The organism is Agrobacterium sp. ST15.16.055, assembly GCF_027956555.1.
In the GTDB taxonomy this organism is placed as follows: Bacteria; Pseudomonadota; Alphaproteobacteria; order Rhizobiales; family Rhizobiaceae; genus Agrobacterium; species Agrobacterium salinitolerans.
In genome coordinates this window covers 85,940-106,247 of record NZ_JAQKGN010000011.1, presented here as the reverse complement: position 1 = coordinate 106,247, position 20,308 = coordinate 85,940, and the positions used below count along the sequence as shown (strand labels likewise).

At 59.5% G+C, this 20,308-nt stretch carries 16 protein-coding genes; 8 read left to right on the top strand and 8 right to left on the bottom strand.

The genetic code is table 11. The features are described 5' to 3' along the window. Nucleotides 1–43 precede the first annotated feature (43 nt). From PL599_RS16425 to PL599_RS16395, 7 genes are all read left to right on the top strand, one after another. Nucleotides 44–1,936 carry an ABC transporter ATP-binding protein gene (locus PL599_RS16425; protein ID WP_142913002.1) on the top strand — a complete coding sequence of 631 codons (1,893 nt, stop codon included), beginning with the start codon at nucleotides 44–46 and terminating at the stop codon, nucleotides 1,934–1,936. Beyond that, a complete protein-coding gene (locus PL599_RS16420; RefSeq protein ID WP_269824736.1) occupies nucleotides 1,933–3,834 on the top strand; it encodes an ABC transporter substrate-binding protein in 1,902 nt (633 codons plus the stop codon). The genes PL599_RS16425 and PL599_RS16420 overlap by 4 nt, the downstream gene beginning before the upstream one ends. 1 nt (nucleotide 3,835) lies before the next feature. Next, on the top strand, nucleotides 3,836–4,834 hold the full coding sequence (locus PL599_RS16415; protein ID WP_077985547.1) for an ABC transporter permease: 999 nt from the start codon (nucleotides 3,836–3,838) through the stop codon (nucleotides 4,832–4,834). After that, nucleotides 4,831–6,006, top strand: a complete 1,176-nt coding sequence (locus PL599_RS16410; protein ID WP_269824737.1) for an ABC transporter permease — start codon at nucleotides 4,831–4,833, stop codon at nucleotides 6,004–6,006. The genes PL599_RS16415 and PL599_RS16410 overlap by 4 nt, the downstream gene beginning before the upstream one ends. Before the next feature lie 72 nt (nucleotides 6,007–6,078). Next, complete coding sequence (locus PL599_RS16405; RefSeq protein WP_137412242.1) at nucleotides 6,079–7,287, top strand: glycosyltransferase family protein; 1,209 nt, start codon at nucleotides 6,079–6,081, stop codon at nucleotides 7,285–7,287. Between the two features lie 43 nt (nucleotides 7,288–7,330). Beyond that, nucleotides 7,331–8,578, top strand: a complete 1,248-nt coding sequence (locus PL599_RS16400) for a glycosyltransferase (RefSeq protein ID WP_269824738.1) — start codon at nucleotides 7,331–7,333, stop codon at nucleotides 8,576–8,578. Then, the gene (locus PL599_RS16395; RefSeq protein ID WP_269824739.1) at nucleotides 8,575–9,726 is read left to right on the top strand and encodes a glycosyltransferase family protein; all 1,152 of its coding nucleotides are present in this window, start codon (nucleotides 8,575–8,577) and stop codon (nucleotides 9,724–9,726) included. The genes PL599_RS16400 and PL599_RS16395 overlap by 4 nt, the downstream gene beginning before the upstream one ends. On the opposite strand, the gene PL599_RS16390 is transcribed toward PL599_RS16395, so the two are convergent. The 6 genes from PL599_RS16390 to PL599_RS16365 form a co-directional block, all read right to left on the bottom strand. Continuing rightward, the gene (locus PL599_RS16390; RefSeq protein ID WP_269824740.1) at nucleotides 9,692–10,432 is read right to left on the bottom strand and encodes a copper homeostasis protein CutC; all 741 of its coding nucleotides are present in this window, start codon (nucleotides 10,430–10,432) and stop codon (nucleotides 9,692–9,694) included. The two genes, PL599_RS16395 and PL599_RS16390, sit on opposite strands and share 35 nt — an antisense overlap. Nucleotides 10,433–10,458: 26 nt before the next feature. Beyond that, entirely contained in the window at nucleotides 10,459–11,664 is a 1,206-nt protein-coding gene (locus tag PL599_RS16385) for an MFS transporter (protein ID WP_269824741.1), read from the bottom strand. Nucleotides 11,665–11,726: 62 nt separating this feature from the next. After that, nucleotides 11,727–13,160: a M81 family metallopeptidase gene (locus PL599_RS16380; RefSeq protein WP_269824742.1), complete on the bottom strand. Its 1,434-nt coding sequence runs from the start codon at nucleotides 13,158–13,160 to the stop codon at nucleotides 11,727–11,729. Nucleotides 13,161–13,172: 12 nt separating this feature from the next. Next, nucleotides 13,173–15,092 carry a beta-N-acetylhexosaminidase gene (locus tag PL599_RS16375; RefSeq protein WP_269824743.1) on the bottom strand — a complete coding sequence of 640 codons (1,920 nt, stop codon included), beginning with the start codon at nucleotides 15,090–15,092 and terminating at the stop codon, nucleotides 13,173–13,175. Nucleotides 15,093–15,136: 44 nt separating this feature from the next. Then, complete coding sequence (locus tag PL599_RS16370; protein ID WP_271359327.1) at nucleotides 15,137–15,919, bottom strand: SDR family oxidoreductase; 783 nt, start codon at nucleotides 15,917–15,919, stop codon at nucleotides 15,137–15,139. 82 nt (nucleotides 15,920–16,001) lie between these two features. Next, nucleotides 16,002–16,865, bottom strand: coding sequence for a MurR/RpiR family transcriptional regulator (locus PL599_RS16365; RefSeq protein WP_077985539.1), 864 nt, complete (start codon nucleotides 16,863–16,865; stop codon nucleotides 16,002–16,004). 243 nt (nucleotides 16,866–17,108) lie between these two features. Here PL599_RS16365 and PL599_RS16360 point away from each other — a divergent pair, with 243 nt between their 5' ends. After that, the gene (locus PL599_RS16360; protein ID WP_269824745.1) at nucleotides 17,109–17,594 is read left to right on the top strand and encodes a hypothetical protein; all 486 of its coding nucleotides are present in this window, start codon (nucleotides 17,109–17,111) and stop codon (nucleotides 17,592–17,594) included. A gap of 152 nt (nucleotides 17,595–17,746) precedes the next feature. Here the strand turns inward: PL599_RS16360 and PL599_RS16355 are convergent, their stop codons facing one another. Together PL599_RS16355 and PL599_RS16350 are read right to left on the bottom strand one after the other, a co-directional pair. Further along, a complete protein-coding gene (locus tag PL599_RS16355) occupies nucleotides 17,747–18,859 on the bottom strand; it encodes an ABC transporter ATP-binding protein (RefSeq protein WP_269824746.1) in 1,113 nt (370 codons plus the stop codon). A gap of 188 nt (nucleotides 18,860–19,047) precedes the next feature. Further along, nucleotides 19,048–20,280, bottom strand: a complete 1,233-nt coding sequence (locus PL599_RS16350) for an ABC transporter substrate-binding protein (protein WP_077985536.1) — start codon at nucleotides 20,278–20,280, stop codon at nucleotides 19,048–19,050. Nucleotides 20,281–20,308 lie beyond the last annotated feature (28 nt).

Genomic DNA, 20,308 nt, shown 5'->3' with positions numbered 1-20,308 from the left:
TGTCACAACGCAACGATAAAGAGACGGCAAGGAACCCTTTGGCATGAGCGCAGGCGCAGATTTGCTCCGTATTGAAAATCTGCAGGTCTCGTTTTCTCTCATGGGCGGCACCATCAATGCCGTCAGGGGCACAAGCCTTCGCATTCTTCCGGGGAAAGTCACAGCGCTCGTCGGCGAGTCCGGTTCGGGAAAATCCGTCATCGGCCAGACCATCATGGGCATCCATCCCAAGACGGCGCGTGTGAATGGACGCGTGCTATTCACCGATCCGGAAAATGGCGCGGCCGGCCCTGTCGATCTGCTGCAATTGCCGAAGGACGGCCGAGAAATCCGTTCGATACGCGGAAATCGCATCGGCCTGATCTTTCAGGAGCCGATGACATCTTTTTCGCCGCTGCACACCATCGGCAACCAGATCGACGAGGCGCTCAGGATTCACAGCATCCTGTCACCGGCCGAACGCGCGGAAAAAATGCATGAAACGCTCGACCTTGTGGGGTTTTCCAACCCCAAGAAGGTCGTGAACATGTATCCCTTCGAGCTGTCGGGCGGCATGCGCCAGCGCGCCATGATCGCCATGGCGCTCATCTGTCGGCCTGCACTTTTGATTGCCGATGAGCCGACGACGGCGCTGGATGTGACGATACAGGCGCAAATCCTCAAGCTGCTGCGCGATCTCCAGAGCCGGCTGAACATGAGCATGCTGCTCATCACCCACGATCTCGGCGTGGTGGCGAACATCGCCGATGAGGTCGCCGTAATCTATCAGGGCGAGATCATGGAGGCCGGAACCGTCGACGATATTTTCAGGGCCCCAGCCCATCCCTATCTCAAGGGCCTCATGGCGGCCGTGCCCCATTTCGACATGAAGCCCGGCGAAAGGCTGAAGGCGCTGCGCGAAATCAACATCGACCACGAAAGCCTCGTCGGCAAGAAGACGGCCGCATTCAATAAAACACCCGGCCCCCTCCTGACCGTGAACAATATCAGCAAGACCTTCACTACCCGGAAATCGAGCTGGTTCAGCAAAAGCGCCGCCAACGCCACCAAGGCTGTCGACAGCGTCAGCTTCGAAATCCGACGTGGCGAATGCCTCGGACTGGTCGGCGAAAGCGGCAGCGGCAAAACCACAGTCAGCAAAATCCTCATGCGCGCCGTACGCCCGGATGAGGGTTCGGTGACCTTTCACCGGCCTGAAGGCGACATCGATGTCCTCAATGCCAGGGATGGAGACCTGAAAGAGCTGCGGTCGAAGATACAGATGGTCTTTCAGGACCCGATATCCTCGCTGTCTCCGCGCATGACCGTGGGCAACATCCTGAGCGAACCCCTGGAAATCCACGGGCGGGGTGACGCGAAATACCGCGCGGAGAAAGTTCGCGGTCTCGTCAGGGCCATCGGGCTTGGAGAAAGTGCGCTCAACCGTTATCCCCACAGCTTCTCGGGCGGACAGAGGCAGCGTATCGGCATCGCCAGGGCATTGGCGCTCGGCCCCGAACTTCTCATCTGCGACGAACCCGTTTCCGCCCTCGATGTCTCCGTACAGGCGCAAATCCTCAATCTTCTTAAGGATTTGCAGCAGGATCTCGGGCTGACCTATCTCTTCATTTCGCACAATCTCGCGGTGGTGGACTATATGGCCGACCGCGTGGCCGTGATGTGCGAAGGCCGTATCGTGGAACTGGCGCCGCGCGAAATCCTGATGCGCTCTCCAGTCCATCCCTATACCAAATCCCTGCTGGCGGCCGTGCCTTTCCCCGATCTCGACCGCCCGCTCGATTTCCGCACCATCGGCAAGATCAGCGCGACGGGCAAATTCGACTGGGGCAAGCAATTCCGGGACGAGGGTGATGGCGACATGATTTCCGCCGATCTCGGCGAAGGCCATTTCGTCCTTGCAAACGGCAATGCCGATATCCGGGAGCTTCGCCCTTGATCACGCGTCGCACCACCCTTGCCCTCTTGGCTTCCGTCTTCCTGCCGGCCTACGCGCGGGCCGCCTACACCGACCCCAGCTATTTCAAGGAAAAACGGGAAAAGGGTGAATTGCCCGACGTGGCCGAGCGCCTGCCGAAAAACCCGCGCGTCATTGACATGAAAGCGCTTGGCCGCGAGCCGGGAAAACATGGCGGCTCGGTGCGTATGCTCATTGGCGGCCAGCGCGACATTCGCCTGATGCCGATCAGCAGCTATGCCCGTCTTGTCGGTTATGACGAAAAATTCGAACTGCATCCGGATATCCTCGAAAGTTACGAGGTTCAGGAAGAGCGCATCTTCACCTTCAAGCTGCGCGAGGGCCACAAATGGTCCGACGGCAGCGATTTCACCTCCGAGGATTTCCGCTATTTCTGGGAGGACGTCGCCCTCAACAGGGAAATCCACAAGGGCGGCCCGCCGATCGAACTTCTGGTCAACGAGAAGCCGCCGCTTATCGAAGTCATCGACCGGCAGACGGTGCGCTACACCTGGGATGGCCCCAATCCGGATTTTCTGGCGAAACTCGCAGCGGCCTCACCGGCGCGGCTGTTCCTGCCCGCCGCCTATATGAAACAGTTCCACATCAAATATCAGACGGCGGAAAAGCTCGCCAAGCTGATCAAGAAAAACAAGACGGATGACTGGAGCGGGCTGCATATCAAGATGTCGCGGCAGGTGCGGCCCGAAAATCCCGATCTGCCGACCCTGGATGCCTGGCGCAACACCACCGCGCCGCCCTCTGAGCAGTTCGTGTTCGAACGCAACCCCTATTATCACCGGGTCGACGAAAACGGCCTGCAGCTGCCCTATCTCGACCGTTTCCTGCTCAACGTCACCTCCTCCGATATCATCTCGGCCAAGACGGCATCGGGCGATAGCGACCTGCAATATTTCGGCCTCGATTTTGCCGACTACACCTTCCTGAAGGATGCCGAAAAGCGCTTTCCCCTGAAAGTCAATCTCTACAAGCGCTCCCAGGGTTCACGCATCGCGCTTTTGCCCAATCTCAATTGCGCCGACGCGGTCTGGCGCAGCGCTTTCCAGGATGTGCGGGTACGCCGTGCCCTGTCGCTCGCGATCAACCGGCATGAAATCAATATGGTCTGCTTTTACGGATTGGCCAAGGAAAGTGCCGATACCGTGCTCCCGGAAAGCTCGCTTTACCGGCAGGAATTTGCCGATGCCTGGAGCGCATTTGACCGCGCAACCGCCAACCGGCTGCTAGATGAAGCCGGTCTCGACAAGCGCGATGACGCGGGCTTGCGCCTTCTGCCCGATGGCCGCTCGGCTTACATCATCGTCGAGACGACAGGCGAAAGCACGCTCGAAACCGACGTGATGGAACTGGTGACGGATCACTGGCGACATATCGGTATTGCGGTTTCCGTCCGCCCCACCCAGCGCGATGTCTTCCGCAAGCGCGCCATGGGCGGCGAAGTGCTGATGTCCGTTTGGATGGGCATGGACAACGGTGTTCCGACACCAGACATGCTGCCTTCCGGCCTCGCCCCCACCGGCGATGACCAGCTGCAATGGCCGGTCTGGGGTGTGCATTATCTTTCGGGCGGCCGCGAGGGCAAGGAGCCCGATCTGCCGGAGGCGGCGCACCTGCTCGATCTGCTGAAAAAATGGCGCAGAAGCGTCACCGAGGAAGAGCGCGAGGCCATCTGGCTGGAAATGCTGGAGATTTATACGCAGCAGGTATTTTCCATCGGCATCGTCAACGGCGCGCTGCAACCCGTCGTTCACGTCAAACGCATGCGAAACGTGCCGGAAAAAGCGCTTTTCGGTTACGAGCCCACATCCTATCTCGGCGTCTATATGCCGGATAGCTTCTGGTACGACGGAGACGCCTGATATGCTGCGGTATATTTTAAAGCGCGTCCTCGTCATGATCCCCACGCTAATCCTGATCTCTATGCTGGTTTTCACCATCATCGAGCTGCCTCCGGGCGATTATTTCGAAAGCTATGTCGCCGAGCTGCGCGCCATGGGCGAAACGGCAAACCTTGCCGAAATCGAGGAGCTGCGCACCCGTTACGGTTTCGACCAGCCAGCCCCGATCCGTTATTTCCGCTGGGCAACCGGCATGCTGGTCGGCGATTTCGGTTATTCCTTCGAATATCAGCTGCCGGTCAGCGATGTGGTGGGAGACCGCCTGTGGCTGACGGTGCTCGTCTCCTTCGTCACCATCATCGTCACCTGGCTTATCGCCTTCCCGATCGGCATCTACTCCGCCACGCATAAATATAGCTGGGGCGATTATGGCCTCACCTTCCTCGGCCTGCTCGGCATCGCCATTCCCAACTTCATGCTGGCGCTGATCCTGATGTATTTCGCCAATATCTGGTTCGGCATCTCCATCGGCCATCTGATGGACCGGGAATATCTGAACCAGGCGATGAGCTGGGCGAAGTTCAAATCGATCCTCGAACATATCTGGATTCCCGTCCTCATCATCGGAACGGCGGGCACCGCCGGCATGATTCGCCGCCTGCGCGCCAATCTGCTCGACGAATTGCAGAAACAATATGTGGTCACCGCCCGCGCCAAGGGGCTGCACCCCTTCAAGGTGCTGACCAAATATCCGCTGCGCATGGCGCTGAATTTCTTCATCTCAGATATCGGTTCGATCCTGCCCGCTATCATATCAGGCGCGGAAATCACCGCTGTCGTCCTATCACTCGAAACCACTGGCCCCATGCTCATCAGGGCGTTGCAGAGCCAGGATATGTATCTGGCCGGTTCGTTTCTGATGTTCCTGGCATTCCTGACGGTGATCGGCGTTCTGGTGTCGGATATTGCCCTTGCCATACTCGACCCGAGAATCCGCTTCGGAGGTGGTAACGTCAAATGACTTCGTCCATTCCGAAACCCGGCGAAACGCTGCCCCATTACGTCTCGACCGCACCCTTCGATCCTTCGCTGATCGAACCCAACACATCTGGAATGGCCGCCTTCAGCAAGGCCTCGCAGCTGCGCCTCATGTGGTGGCAGTTCCGTCAGCACAAGATCGCCGTGTGGTCCGGCGTCTTTCTGGTGGTGCTTTATCTTTCGATCCTGATCTGCGAGTTTCTGGCGCCCTATAATCTCCACACCCGCAATATTGAAAATATCTACGCCCCTCCGCAGGCCATTCACCTGTTCAATGATGGAAAATTTGTCGGCCCCTTCGTTTACGGCCGGGAAATGACGCTCGACATGGAGAACCTGCGACGCGTCTACCGGGATGTGCCGACGGATATTCAACCGCTGCGCTTCTTCTGCAAGGGAGATACCTATCGCTTCTGGGGCATGTTCGAGGGCAGAACCCATCTCGTCTGCCCGGCCGAAGGTGGTGAAATGTTCCTGCTCGGCACGGATCGTCTCGGGCGTGACGTGCTGTCGCGCATCATCTATGGTGCGCGCATTTCGCTGACCATCGGCCTTCTCGGCGTCGCCATGAGCTTCGTTCTCGGCATTGTGATCGGCGGTCTGGCGGGCTATCGCGGCGGCACGTTTGACCTGATCGTCCAGCGCATCATCGAAGTGCTGCAATCCATTCCCAGCATTCCGCTGTGGCTGGCGCTTGCCGCAATCATGCCGGTGACCTGGAGCCCGATCCTTGTCTATCTCGGCATCACCATCATTCTCGGCATGCTGGACTGGACGGGCCTTGCACGCGCCGTGCGCTCGAAACTTCTGGCGCTTCGCGAAGAAGACTATGTTTTGTCTGCACAATTAATGGGTGCCGGCACGCCGCGCATCATCGGCAGACACCTTATTCCCGGCTTCATGTCACACTTGATCGCATCGGCCACTCTGACGATACCCGGCATGATTCTCGGCGAGACCGCACTGAGCTTCCTCGGCCTCGGTCTCAGACCACCGATCACAAGTTGGGGAATTCTGCTCACGGAGGCGCGCAGCGTCAGCGTCATTGCGCTATATCCATGGCTTCTCATCCCGACGATCCCGGTCGTTCTCGTCATTCTGGCCTTTAATTTCTTCGGTGACGGACTACGTGATGCTGCGGATCCCTTCAGATAAAATGGAACACCCTTTGATAAACTGCCCTTCCGCCATCGCCTTTTTTGTGAAAGGCAAAAAGAGGTGTGGCCCATGACCTCCCGTTTGAATGACGCGCGTATTCTCATGTACAGCCACGATTCCTTCGGGCTCGGGCATCTGCGGCGGTGTCGCACCATCGCGCATGCGCTGGTGGAGGATTATCGCGGCCTCAACGTCCTCATCATTTCCGGCGCGACGATTGCCGGCGCTTTCGATTACCGCGCCCGCGTCGATTTCGTGAAAATCCCGAGCGTCATCAAGCTGCGCAACGGCGAATATACGTCCATGGACAGGCATATCGATCTTCAGGAAACGTTGAAGATGCGCCGCTCCATCATCTACCACACCGCCGAAAGCTTCCAGCCGGATATCTTCATCGTCGACAAGGAGCCCATGGGCCTGCGCGGCGAGGTGGAGGAAACGCTTGCCTATCTCAAGGGACAGGGCACCAAGCTCGTCATCGGCCTGCGCGACGTCATGGATGCGCCGCAGTTGCTCGAGGCGGAGTGGAAGCGCAACAATGTCATGACAAAGATCGGCCAGTTCTATGACCACGTCTGGATTTATGGCCCACCCGATTTCCACGATCCGCTGACGGGACTCGACGTTCCGCACACCGTTCGCGACAAGATGGATTTCGTCGGGTTTCTGCAAAGGTCCAAGACCCAGGCCGAAACCGTATCGCATCGGCCGGAAGGCGATTATCTTCTCGTCACCACGGGCGGGGGCGGCGATGGCAGCGAATTGATCGACGACGTCATCAACGCCTATCGCCATGACAGCGAACTGACGCACAAGGCGCTGGTGGTGCTCGGCCCCTATATGCCAGCGGATCAACGCCAGCGCTTCATGAGCAGTGTTGCCGACATTCCGCATATCGAGATCATCGAATTCGACAATCGCATGGAAGATCTCGTCGCCGGCGCACAGGCCGTCGTCTCCATGGGCGGATACAACACCGTCTGCGAGATATTGTCCTTCGACAAACCCGCCCTCGTTGTACCGCGCACGGTGCCGCGCGAAGAGCAGCTTATCCGCGCCAGTCGCGCCTCGGAGCTTGGTCTTTTCGACATGCTTCTGCCGGAAGATGCCGAAAACCCGGCAAAAATGGCCGCGGCTCTGAAAGCCCTGCCGCACCGCGCGCCGCCCTCCGTCAATGCGTGCGGGCTGAAGCTGGACGGTCTTGAAAACATATCGCGCCGGATAGCCGAATGGCTGCCGCCCGAAAGCGATAAGGCACCGATTACGCTCTCCGCGTGACCGGTTCCCCGACAAACACGGCTTCAAAAGAGACACGCGCAACGTGACCGATACAAAAAAAATCGTGGTGCTCCTCAAGGGCTATCCGCGCCTGTCCGAGACTTTCATCGCCCAGGAACTTCTGGGACTGGAGAAGGCCGGGCTGAAGCTCGAACTCATGTCGATGCGCCGTCCGACGGATAAAAAGCGCCACCCCGTTCACGATGAAATCCGCGCGGCCGTGACATACTTGCCGGAATATCTGCATGAGGAGCCGCTACGGGTTTTGAAGGCGCTTTGGGCGTGCCGCGGGAAGCCGGGCTTCACCAAGGCGCTTCGCCGCTTTTTCAACGATCTGCCGCATGATCTCAGCCGCAATCGCTTCCGCCGTTTCGGGCAGGCTGCGGTGCTCGCGCATGAATGGCCTGAAGATGCCGAATGGCTGCATGTCCATTTCATCCACACCCCCGCCTCGGTCGCCGCCTATACTCACCTCATCACCGGCACGCCCTGGACGATTTCAGCCCACGCCAAGGACATCTGGACCTCCAGCGACCGCGACCTTGCCGCCAAACTGCAAAGCGCACGCTGGGCGGTGACCTGCACCGCTGGCGGCTTCCAGCATCTGCAAACCCTTTCCGGGCCCCGTCGGAACGTGCATCTGAGCTATCATGGCCTCGATCTCACCCGTTTCCCGCATTTCGACACGCCGCGAACGGCAAGAGACGGTTCAGACGCCAAAGATCCGGTGAGGATTTTGAGCGTCGGCCGGGCGGTCAAGAAAAAGGGCATCGATATTCTCCTGCGTGCGCTCGCCTCGCTGCCGCAGGATATGCATTGGCGCTTCACCCATATCGGCGGCGGCGATGAACTGGGCGGACTGAAGAAACTCGCAGACGAACTCGGCGTCGCCGACAGGATCGTCTGGACCGGGGCCATGGACCAGAAACAGGTGCTGGAGAACTATCGCGAAGCGGACCTCTTCGCTCTAGCTTGCCGCATCACCAGCGATGGCGACCGCGACGGCCTGCCAAATGTGCTGGTCGAGGCCGCGAGCCAGGCGCTGACCTGCATCTCCACCAATATTTCCGGGATACCGGAGTTTTTTGTCAGCGGTCAAAACGGCCTGCTGACGGAACCGGAAAATCCGGCCGCTTTCGCAGAGGCGCTGCGCATGGCCATCACCGATCCGCAATTGCGCCAGCGTCTTGGCAGCGCCGCCGAAGACCGTGTGCGCACCGCCTTCGACCATCGCACCAGCATTATCGAGCTGAAGGCCCTGTTCGAGAAAGAGTGGGAAAAAACGCCATGACCGATACGGAAAAACGCCCCTGCGTCTTCTTCTACGTCCAGCACCTTCTCGGCATCGGCCATATCGCCCGCGCCAGCCGCATTGCCAACGCCCTTCAGGCGAACGGTTTCGATGTCGTGCTGGTCACGGGCGGCACGCCTGTTCCGGGCTTTCCGGGCGAGGGTATCCGCCATGTCGAATTGCCGCCCATCGCCGTCAGCGACGGCAGCTTTGCTGGCCTGGTCGACAGCTCCGGCAAACCGGTGGACGACGACTTCAAGAGGCTGAGAACCGATATGCTGATCGGGGCCTATCACGGCGCCAAACCCGATATCGTTATCATTGAAGCCTTCCCGTTCGGCCGCAGGCAGGTGCGTTTCGAATTGCTGCCGCTTCTCGATGAGATAGAAGGCAGCGAACCGCGCCCGCTCGTCATGGCGTCGCTGCGCGATATCTTGCAAGAAAAGACGAAACCGGGACGGGATGAAGAGACCGTGTCGCTGGTTAAGAAACATTTCGATGCGGTGCTCGTCCATGGCGATCCGGATTTTGCCCGGCTGGAAGACACTTTTCCCCTCGCAGGCGAGATCAGGCAGCGCATCGTCTATACCGGCCTCGTCGCTCCTCTTCCGCCGCCGGAACCGGCGGAAAAATTCGATATCGTGGTTTCCGCAGGCGGAGGCGCCGTTGGCGCCGAACTCATCCGGGCCGCTCTCGAGGCTGCCCCTCTACTGGATGGCATCAAGAACTGGTGCCTCGTGACCGGTCCCAACATGCCGCAGGCGGATTTCGATGCAATCTCGGCGCAGGCGGCGGGCAATGTGTCCGTCTTCCGTTTCCGCAAGGATTTCGCAAGTTTGCTCGCCGGCGCACGGCTTTCGATTTCACAGGCCGGCTACAACACCGTCTGCGATATTCTTCAGGCAAAATGCCGCTCGCTTCTGATCCCCTTCGCAGCCGGAGGCGAAACCGAACAGAGCGCCCGCGCCGAACGGCTGGCGCGGCTGGGGCTGGCGTATGTGCTGGAGGAGAAGGATATTTCGGCGCAAGCGATGGCCGATGCCATCAAGACGGCATTCTCCCTACCGGCGCCCGGCACGATCGCGCTCGATCTCGATGGCGCGGCCGGAACAGCTAGAGCGCTGCGCCGCCTTTATGATGAGCGGTGAGGATCGTCTTCAACTCGCGAACCGCCGCCTCATCGGTAATCTTGCGCCCTGCGCCGGTGAAACCGAGCTTCGCCACCCTGCTGTCTAGATCATAGGATGGAACGGCGGAACAGGATGCGTGGATTTCCGTTATCGGAAAGCGATCCAGCAATGTCTGAACGCTCTGCGGACGCACCCCGGCGCCGGGCATGATGACGATCCGGCTTGCCGCCGTCTCGGACAGGTGGGCCAGAGCCTCAATCCCTTCAAGCGCCGAACGCGCCCCGCCTGAGGTGAGAATTCTTGAGAACCCCAATGCGATGGCGGCTTCCAGCGCCTCTTCCATGTCAGGCACGACATCGAAAGCCCGGTGCAGCGTAACATCCAGCCCGTCGGCATGACGACGCAGTTCTTCAAGTAAGCCGATATCGAGCGAACCATCGCCATGCGACGCGCCGAGCACCACGCCGGAAAGGCCGGCGGCACGCGCCGCGTCGATATCGCGTTTCATCACATCCGCTTCGTCGCGGGTGAAGACAAAATCACCGGCGCGCGGCCTGATCATGACGCTCACCGGCAACCCGCAGGACGCCGCACGCTGCATGAAACCCGCCGAGGGCGTCACACCGCCGCCGGAAAGAGCCGCACAAAGTTCGATGCGATCGGCCCCGCCGCTGACCGCCGCTTCCAGACCGGCGACATCGTCCACGCAAATTTCGAGAATCATCGTAACCTCTTTCATTTGGGTGGCCGTTACCTGCGGCGGCCCTTTCCATCAAGCGCGTAAAGCATATAAACGCCGCCCAGCCCCACCATCGCACCCAATATGGAAGTCCCCGAATAGCTGGAAACCAGTGTTCCAATGGCAAAAATCAACGCACCCAGACCGGCACCGAGGAAGATATTTACGGCGATCAGCGAGCTTCCGAGTCCCGGCCGGTCCGCGATCAGCTCCTGCAGGTAGGTAATTGGAATGCTGATGATCGCGGCAGCGCCCAGCGCACTGATGACCGTTTGGGCGTAGATATGCCACGGCGCTGAAGCAAGCCCCTGCAGAATGAGATAGATGGCGTAGAGCCCCGCTCCCGCCGCAAGTGTCAGCGTCTGCGGAACCTTTTTCTCGATCCAGCCCCACAGGAGAATGAAGACGATTTCCAGCGCAGCGACGATGCCCGCGACAATGCCGATATCCGCCACCGTGCCCTTGGCCTGTCCGGTTATGATGAGCGAACGCACGGAATCGTTGAGATGCAGCATCGAGCAGATGAGCGCGATGGCGATGATCCGGAGCAGCACCCGCCGGGATCCGATTTCCGCAAGCGAGGCGCGCAAGCCGAACCGCGCTTCGGTATTTGCCGATGCAGGCGTGGCGGCCCGCGGCAGGCAGAAGGCGACAAGCAGAAAGCAGACAAGCGCGCAGATGCCCGAAAACAGGAACGCCATCAGCATATTGCCGGAATTCACCAGAAAAACACCGACAATGCCCGGCACCAGCACCCAGGAAAGCGAGATGGTTGCCCGCATGATCGAATTCACCGCGATCATCTCACCCGTCGAAAGATTGCGCGCGTCGGCACGCACATGGGCGAAGATCAACGAATTCATCGCTCCGAAAATCGGCAGAAGCACCAGCTTTGCAGCGACGAAGGCGGTGGCGTTGCCGGCCAGATAGACCAGCATATAACCACTGACACCGAAGAGCGCGATATAGAGCATTGGCTTGCGATATTCACCCAGCCTGTCTGCAACAATACCCATCAACACGCTGGCGCTGACGTTGATGACGGCAGCAAATAGCATCAGCAGCGAATAGACGCTGTTGCTCAGCCCGATTTCGCGAATACCGATGACCGCCTGATAGGGGGCGGTCGCCGCATTCGAAAACCCGAAGAACAGGATGGCGAGCGCCCCGATGCGGATCGACGGATTGTTGATGACGATGGAAAGAGCCGACGGCATGGATATTCGCCTGAGATGATCCGGCGCCGCCGGATCGCTGGGTAAAAGCTACCGGACCGCTGTCATCGCCAGCGGGCCGAAAGGATGGGTTGAGGGGTATAATCGAAATGCGGCTTCCATGGGTAAAAATCGCCGTCCCGGCGGCGATTGGGAAGATTTTCGATATCCTGATTGATGACCCCTTCCGTCAGCGCCATGAGGTTGGGATTGGCGATAGGCGCAAGCTCCGGCGAAAGATAACCGGACTTGACGACCAGTAACCGCACCTCCTTTGGATTAAAGCCGAGACGGGTGAAATCGGAGATCATGTGATAAGGCCTGCGCCGCGCCGCCAGAATGACCGTGACGCCGCCGATGGCGACCACTGCCTGCCGCTGGTCAGCAGCACCTGGATCGTCCAGTTTCACAACGCGGGCCTCGACGGTCACGGACGGGCTCTGCGGATCGAGACTGCCACCGATCTTCAGGGAAAGGCTCGCACCTTCGCCGGCCGCAAAACAGGCTTCGACCGCCGGCCTGTCGGTGATGCCGCCCAGCAGCGCACCCTGCCAGTTGCGCGCAATCAGCGCGGCCAGAACATCGGCGCGATCGCCAACCCCACCGCCGGTTGGGTTATCGCCGGAATCGGCCAAGATGATCGGCCGCGTTGCCGTGTTTTCGGCGATATCCAGAACGGCCTCGAGCGGCTCCGTCACAGGCCCGAAACGAAAATCCTGCCGGGCATTCCAGTAGGATTGCGCAATCTCGGCCGCGACCGCCTGTGCGGCCGCTTTGTCCGTTCCCGTCACCACGGCGCAGGCCGTCGCCCGGGGTTCGTCCGCCCAGACGTAGCCGATCATGAAATTCGCATCCCATATGCCGGACCGCGCATCGTAATCAGGCAGCACGGCATAGAGGCTTTTGGCGGGTTCATCCTCCGTGGAGGTTTTTTCACCCGGCAGCAGAACAGGGATTTTCGCCCAGGTCACGCCGGGTCTTTCTCCCGACTTCAGAGCCTTGAGCAACATCGTCCATGCCCGCACCATCGTCTCGCGCACATCGATATGCGGCGCGGTTCGGTAGCCGGCAAAGATATCCAACTGATCGATAATCGTCTGGCTGACATTGCCATGCAGATCATAACTCGCAGAGACCAGGACATCCGGCCCGACGACGGCGCGGGCGCTTGAAATCCAGTCACCTTCCGCATCGTCCATGCCTTCGACATTCATCGCACCGTGCATGGCGAGATAAAGCCCGTCCAGCGGCAACGACGCCTTCAGGCGTTCGAGGAACTCCCGCTTGAAAGCGTCATAGGCCACGCGTGACACCGGACCACCCGGCACCGCCCGCGCATGCAGAAGCGGCAACACGTCCGCCCCGCCTTCACCGAGGAAACTGAAATACTCGGCCTCCAGCATTTCGGCGCCGCGAAAGACGCGGAAGTCCTGCTCGCCCATCAGCACCGGCGAGTAGGTGCTGCATTCGGTATGAATTCCACCAACGGCAATACGCATGTCGGTTTCCCCTCAATAAACCGGGCTCAAGGGGACGATGGCCGCAAAACGCAGCCAGTCCTTTTGCGCCCTTGGCGTCCACGCCGCCTCGGCAATCGCTGGCAGACGGGGGAAAACCAGATGGTTGAAATAGGCGCGATTGAGGAAATGTTCGGACCAGATGCAAGCCTGAACGCCCTTCATCCGCTCCTTCAACTCCTCGGGAAATTCGCCAACGGCTTCATAGGCATAAGTATGCGAAGGCGGAACGGTGCCGGCCCAGCTTGCCCCCGGCTCCTGCCAGGCTTCATCCTGCACCATGTCGAGATAATAGGCCTGACCCGGGGTCATCACCACGTCGTAGCCCTGCTTTGCAAGCTCAAGGCCGACTTCCGGCTTCTGCCATGCCATCAACAATGTTCCGGCCGGATCGACGCCACCACCATGGGAAACTTCGTCCCAGCCGGCAAGCTGGCGGCCGCGCTCATGCAGCATGCCCTGTATGCGCTTCATGAAATAGGACTGAATGCCGAAGGTGCCGTCGAGCCCTTCCTTTTCCATCAGCGCCTTGGCAAGCGGCGAGGCCAGCCACGACCCATCCGCAACCTCATCGCCGCCAATATGGATCAGCCGCGACGGGAACAGCTCCACCATCTCGTCGAATATCTTGCCGAGGAATTCATAGGTCGGCTCTATCGCTGGGTTGAGTGCATTGTTCGGATATCCCTGCACAGAGCGGTAGCTATCCGGCGCTTCCTGCCCATCCGTCAGCTCCGGATAGGCCACGAGAGCCGCCGTGCTGTGGCCGGGAATATCGACTTCCGGCACGATTTCGACGTTCAATGCCGCCGCATGCGCGACAACCATGCGCACCTCATCCTGCGTGTAATAGCCCGACACCGGCTCAGCCCCGTTACCGAGCTGCGGCAGGAGCGGCGCATCCGGGCCGCGCGTGGCGCCGACGGTGGTCAGCAGCGGATAGGCCTTGATTTCGAGCCGCCATGCCTCGTCATCCGTCAGGTGCCAATGGAAGCGGTTCATGCGCAGCCATGCGAGAATATCGATAAGCCGCAGGACATCGCCTGTCGGATAGAATTGCCGCGAAACATCGAGGTGGCAGCCACGCCAACTGTAACGCGGCGCATCGCTGATGGTGCCGGAGGCCGGGAAACGGAATTTCGGATCGATGCGCGCACCATGCAGCAGCTGCGCCAGAACCGTCAGACCATATTGCAGGCCGGCAGCGGCCGAATATTCCACGACAACGGCTTCTTTGGAAAAGCTGAGGCGATAACCTTCCGCTTCCAGTCCGCTATGCCGCTTGAAACGCAGCGGTTTTCCCTCGTGAACCGGCGCGAGGCTGAAAGGCACGTGGCCGACGGCAAAAAGCCGGCGGAACAGCGAAAGCACGGTTTCCACCGCAAGCACTTCTTCTGCGCCCGCATCTTCCGCCGGGAAGAGCGCGACGGGAAAACCCTCCCCCGGTTCTGCATCGATTTCAGCGGGCCATGGCTGGATCGAAAAGGGCAGATCGAGCTTGCCCTCCGGAAGCAGCACCGGCGCCGGCTCGCTGTGGCGTCCATCCATCATCAGGTCACCGACATCGACGGCGCGATGTGTGCCATCGGCAAGACTGATATAGGCAGATTTCGCGCCGTCTGTGCGATGTCGGGCGGGCCGCAGCAGGCCATCGACGGTGAAGCACCAGGATTTTCCGGACTCCAGCACGAAACCCGGCGGCGGTGCAAATTCATGGAAATTGGCATTGCGGCGCAGATAAACGGCATTGTCGCACGTAGGTTTGTCTACCGTCCGCGTCAACGACGTGTAGACGATGCGAAAATCCTTCAGCGGCTCGCGGGAAAGATTGACCAGCGTGAAGGTGAAGCCGCCGGATGCGGAGTCTGCGAGCGGATGCCACGAATTTTCAAGACGATACTGTGCGAGCGCCATGATGCTCCCCTTTATTGCGCATTGAACCCGTCAGCGGGTTTCGGTCAGTAATGTTCGGATTGCGAAAATGTCCGGGCCAGCGGCGCCTGCCCTGCCGTGAGACCACAATCGACCGGCAGGCACACGCCGCTGATGGCGGCGGCCTGCGGGCCGGCCAGAAAGGCGACGGCATTGGCCACGTCTTCAGGTTTCACGATGCGCTGCAGTGGATACCAATGCTTTGCTTCCTCAAAGACCTGAGGATTGCTTGCAGCCCGCGCTTCCCACGCCTGCGTGCGCACGGTGCCCGGTGCCACGGCGTTGGCGCGAATGCCGAATTTGCCGTATTCGACGGCGATCAGCTTGGTCAGATGGATCAGCCCGGCCTTTGCCGCGCTATAGGCAGGATGCCCGAACACCGCCATGCCATTGACGGAGGTGATATTAACCACCGCCCCCTGGGTTTTCTTCAACGCCTCTTCGAAAGCCATAAAGCAGAGAAACGGCGCTTCCAGATTGAGCGCATTGTCCTTGCGCCATATATCGGCGGTCGTGTCATGCAGGCTGACCGCCCTTGCGGCGCCCGCATTGTTGACGAGGGTTACAACATCGCCCAGCGCCGCAACCTCGGCGGCCAGCCTTGCAAGGTCCTGCGGGTCGGTGACATCGCAGGTTTTCGCAACGAAGCGGGGATCGGAAAGCGCCGATAGCGCGCTCGAAAGGGCGCCGCGGTCGATATCGACCAACACGACCTTTGCATGGCTTTCAGCGAGCGCCGCGGCAATCGCCCGGCCAATATCACCTGCCGCGCCGGTAACGACGGCGAGCTGGTCTTTCCTGTCCTTCATCTCCTGAAACTCCCTTGAAGCTTTCCGACCCGCCACAAAACGGATCTCAGGCAAAGCAGCCTATGTTGTTTGTCAGCCCGCCTCAGTCACCGAGCAATTGTTTGTCATCCGGATCGCGATGCTCCACCAACTGCTGCTTGATGTGACGTAACGTCACCATCGATCGTTGCCGTTGATGATAGGCAGCAAGCGTTGCCAGAACATCGACGGCGGCCAGATAGGCGTAGCGCGATGAAGTGGGGCGGAAGATATTGTTCCCCTCGGGCACATTGACGGCCACCACCATGTCGGCGGCCGCGGCAACAGGCGTGTCGCTCTGGGTGAGCGCAATGGTGGTGACCCCCATTTCCCGCGCCAGCTTGAAACACTTCACTAGTTCCATGTTACGGCCGGAAAAGGACGAGCCGATGACGACATCTTCCTTGCGCGCAGCGGCGGTCATCATCAGCTGCATGCTGTGATCGGCGCTGGTCGAAACGCGCAACCCCAGGCGGAACAGCCGGTTCTGGATTTCCGAAGCGATCATCGAGGAATTGCCGCCAGCGCCGAAGGCATAGATCATGCCGCTATTGGCGATCCTGATCGCCGCTTCATCGGCAAGGGCCGGATCGAGCGTCCTGTGCAGCAGGAAAAGCGCTTCCTGCGCCTTGGCGAGCACCTCTTCCGCAACATCGGAGGGTCCCGTGCTGGAGGGTTCGGAGGTGAGATATCGGATACCCACATAGGCCGTCTTGGCGAGGCTGACCTTGAAATCCGAAAAGCTCTGGCACCCCAGCCGGCGGCAGAACCGCGTCACGGTCGGCGGAGACACTTCCGCGCGCGCCGCCAGCTCGATGATCGAGGCATTGACGGCGAATTCGAAGTCCGAAACCAGAATATCGGCAATCCGTCGCTCAGACTGCGAGAATTGTCCCCTGTCTTCCTGTATTCTTGCAAAAATATCCATGTTCACCGGTCTCCGTTCCGCCAAAACTTAAGGCTTGGCCCCGTTTCCGATGCACCCTAAGAAAGCGCGCCCGTCAACCGCATAGATCCATGAGTCAAGGATGTTTCGTCTTGCTGACGACACCACGCACACCTTTAATTTGAAAATTATTTTCTTTGTTGATTGAGAGATGAGCATATGCCAACAATCAACACCAGAGAAATCTCCAAATCTTGAAAATAATTTCAACACCGGACCGAAACCATGCGTGATCCCTTCAAAAACCCTTTTCCCGAAACAGACATCGCCCGCCATTCCATCTGGGAGATGCTGGTAACGCGTGACATCGACGCTTTTCTGGCCGCCGACTGGTCGAAGGTCGCGGATGATTTCGTCGAGGACGGCTTTCTCGGCATCAACGCCAACCGGGATGCGAACCCGGACAATTGGCGCTTGTCCTTCCCTTCGCTCAGCGCCTATCGTGACGAGTGGCTGCGGCAGGCGCAGGATTTTCAAACCCAGCAATTCGCAGAGAACCCGCGCGATGCTATCTTTGCGACCACCACGCTGGAAGAAATCGAAGTGGAAGGTGAGACCGCGCTGGTGCGCAAGAAGTTCGACGGTGGGCTTCGCAAGGCCGATGGCAGCTTCGACGTCATGAAATGGCAGACGCTCTATTATTGCCGGCTGCATCAGGGACGCTGGAAGATCACCGGTTTCACCGGCTACATGCCCAACCCCATGCCGTGATCCAGAAGAAATCTTGACAAGCTTTGCATGCCGGGCCGAAAGCCCGGCTTTATTTTTTCGTCTGGAATGAGCAGGAAAATGCTGCTGGAGACGGATCGCCTCAGGAACAGCCGGGCATGGGGAAACAGAGAACATGGCCCGGCTCCTGCGCCTTATTGGATCAGCTTGAGGACTGAAAGATCGACGCGCCTTTCCAGCGCAACGCCGCTCTCATCAAACAGATGGCAGTCCGAAGCCTTGATACCGGTGACGATGGGCTCATCCACGACCACAGGTGCGGAGCCGGAAAGCAACGCGCAATAATTCTCACCCGTCGGCGCGACACCATAAGCAATGGTATTGACCCCGAGCCGCTCGATCACGCTGGGTGCGACCGTGACATTGAGGTCGGCCGGTTCGAGACCGGTATGTTCCGGGCGGATGCCGAGCGTCAGCTGCGCGCCTTCAAGACCGGCACGGGGTTCCACCGGCACGGTGACCGTCTGTCCATCATAGTCCACAGTCACACCCTCGGCGCTGACGGATTTGCAGGTGACCTTCAGGAAATTCATTTTCGGGTTGCCGATGAAGCCGGCCACGAACAGGTTAGCCGGCTTGTGATAAAGCTCGAGCGGTGCGCCGACCTGGGCAATTTTACCGGCGTTCAGCACCACGATGCGGTCGGCCATGGTCATGGCTTCCACCTGGTCGTGGGTGACATAGATCATCGTTGCCTTCAGCGTCCGGTGAAGATTGGTAAGTTCGATGCGCATGTCGGCGCGAAGGGCAGCGTCGAGGTTGGAAAGCGGCTCGTCGAACAGGAATATTTTCGGCTCGCGAACGATGGCGCGGCCGATCGCCACGCGCTGGCGCTGACCGCCGGACAACATGCCGGGGCGCTGCTGCAGACGCTGGTCGAGCTGGAGGATCTTGGCCACACCCTCGACCTTCTGCCTGATCTTGTCCTCTTCCATCTTTTCGACGCGCAGCGGAAAAGCAATGTTTTCAAACACCGTCATGTGCGGATAAAGCGCATAGGACTGGAACACCATGGCGATGCCGCGCTTGACCGGCGGCAAGTCATTGACCTTCACGCCATTGATGACGACGTCGCCGCCGGAAATATCCTCAAGACCGGCGATCATGCGCAGCAATGTGGATTTGCCGCATCCCGAGGGGCCGACAAAAACGACGAACTCGCCATCCCTGATGTCGAGCTGAACGCCCTTGATGACTTCGAAGTGTCCATAGTTCTTGCGGACGTTGTTGAGATAAAGCTGACCCAAGACTTGCCTCTCCCGTCAGCGGCCGACATCAGGCCGCGTTCAGAGATGTTCCGAAACAGGGGCAAAGCCACACCGGATCGGGACCGTTGAAAAACAGGGGGAAAAAGCATCCCGGAAGACGCAGGCGTTCCCTCGGCGAAACTTGCCGGATGCGGACGGCTCCCGCCCGCATCCGTGCTCATGAAAGATTATTTATACTGCTCGAGAGCCGAAGCCGCTTTCTTCGCGGCATCTTCCGGTGTTGCCTGGCCCGTGACGACAGACTGCACCATCTCGATCATCGTGTCCTGGAAACCCTTGTAGTCCGTGAAGAGCGGCTCGGGACCGCCATAGGCGATACCGTCGATCAGCGGCTTCCAGAAGGGATCCTTGGCGATGAACTCATCGACCTTCGGCGACGGACGCAGCGGGGTGAGGCCGGCGCCGCCCTGCAATTCGTATTCACCCTGCGGACCAGGCGAGGTGATGAATTTGGCGAATTCGGTCGCCTTTTCTTCCACGCCCGTTCCCTTGAAGATCGCAAGGCTGTCCGTGATGAGCAGCGTGCCAGGACCCTTGGCTTCCGGGCCGAGCGGCAAGGTCGCGATGCCCCAGTTGATCTTGGTTTCCTGCAGGCGCGTGGCCGCACCAGAACCTGCCTGGATCATGCCAACCTTGCCGTCGAGGAAGATGGCGCGAATTTCGTTCTGCTCATAGGCCGTCGGGCCTTCGACGGAATAGGGCGTGATGTCCTTGTAGGCTTTCAGTGCCTCGACAACCTGCGGGCTGTCGACCGTGATCTTGTCGCCGTCGATCACCTTGCCATTATTGGTATAAACCCAGTGCATGAACTGGTGCATGGTGTTGTCAAAGGTCTTGGCGGACAGACCGTAACCGGCAACGCCGGTCTTTTCCTTGATCTGCTTGGCAAAGGCGATTTCTTCGGCCCAGGTCTTCGGCGGCGTTTCAGGATCGAGACCTGCCTGCTTGAACAGGTCCTTGTTCCAGTAGAGCGCCTTGGTCGAGAAGGCGACCGGCACGCCCCACTGCGTGTCTTCGAAAGTGACCGTATCGACGATGTTGGGATAATAGCTTTTCTTTTCGTCTTCCGTCATCGGCACCGGAACGATGAGATCGTTCTGCGCGAACTGCTTCAGCGTGCGCGAACCGACATAGGCCATGGCGACCGGCGTGCCGGCAGCGGCGAGCGTGGTCGCCTTATCCTGGCACTGGGCCCAGCCGACGACTTCCGGCACGACCTTCCAGCCTTCGTTTTTGCCTTCCCATTCCTTGATGTACTTCTCATGGATGGGGTCCATCTTGTCGCCGCAATAGATCCAGCTGATCTCCTTGTCGGCGGCGTGCGCCGTCACCGTCGTAAGGGCAGTAGAACCGGCAAATGCGAAAGCGCAGAGCGCCAATCCGTAATGTTTCAGTGCCATAGGTAGTCTCCCGTTTTGGTGGTCGTTC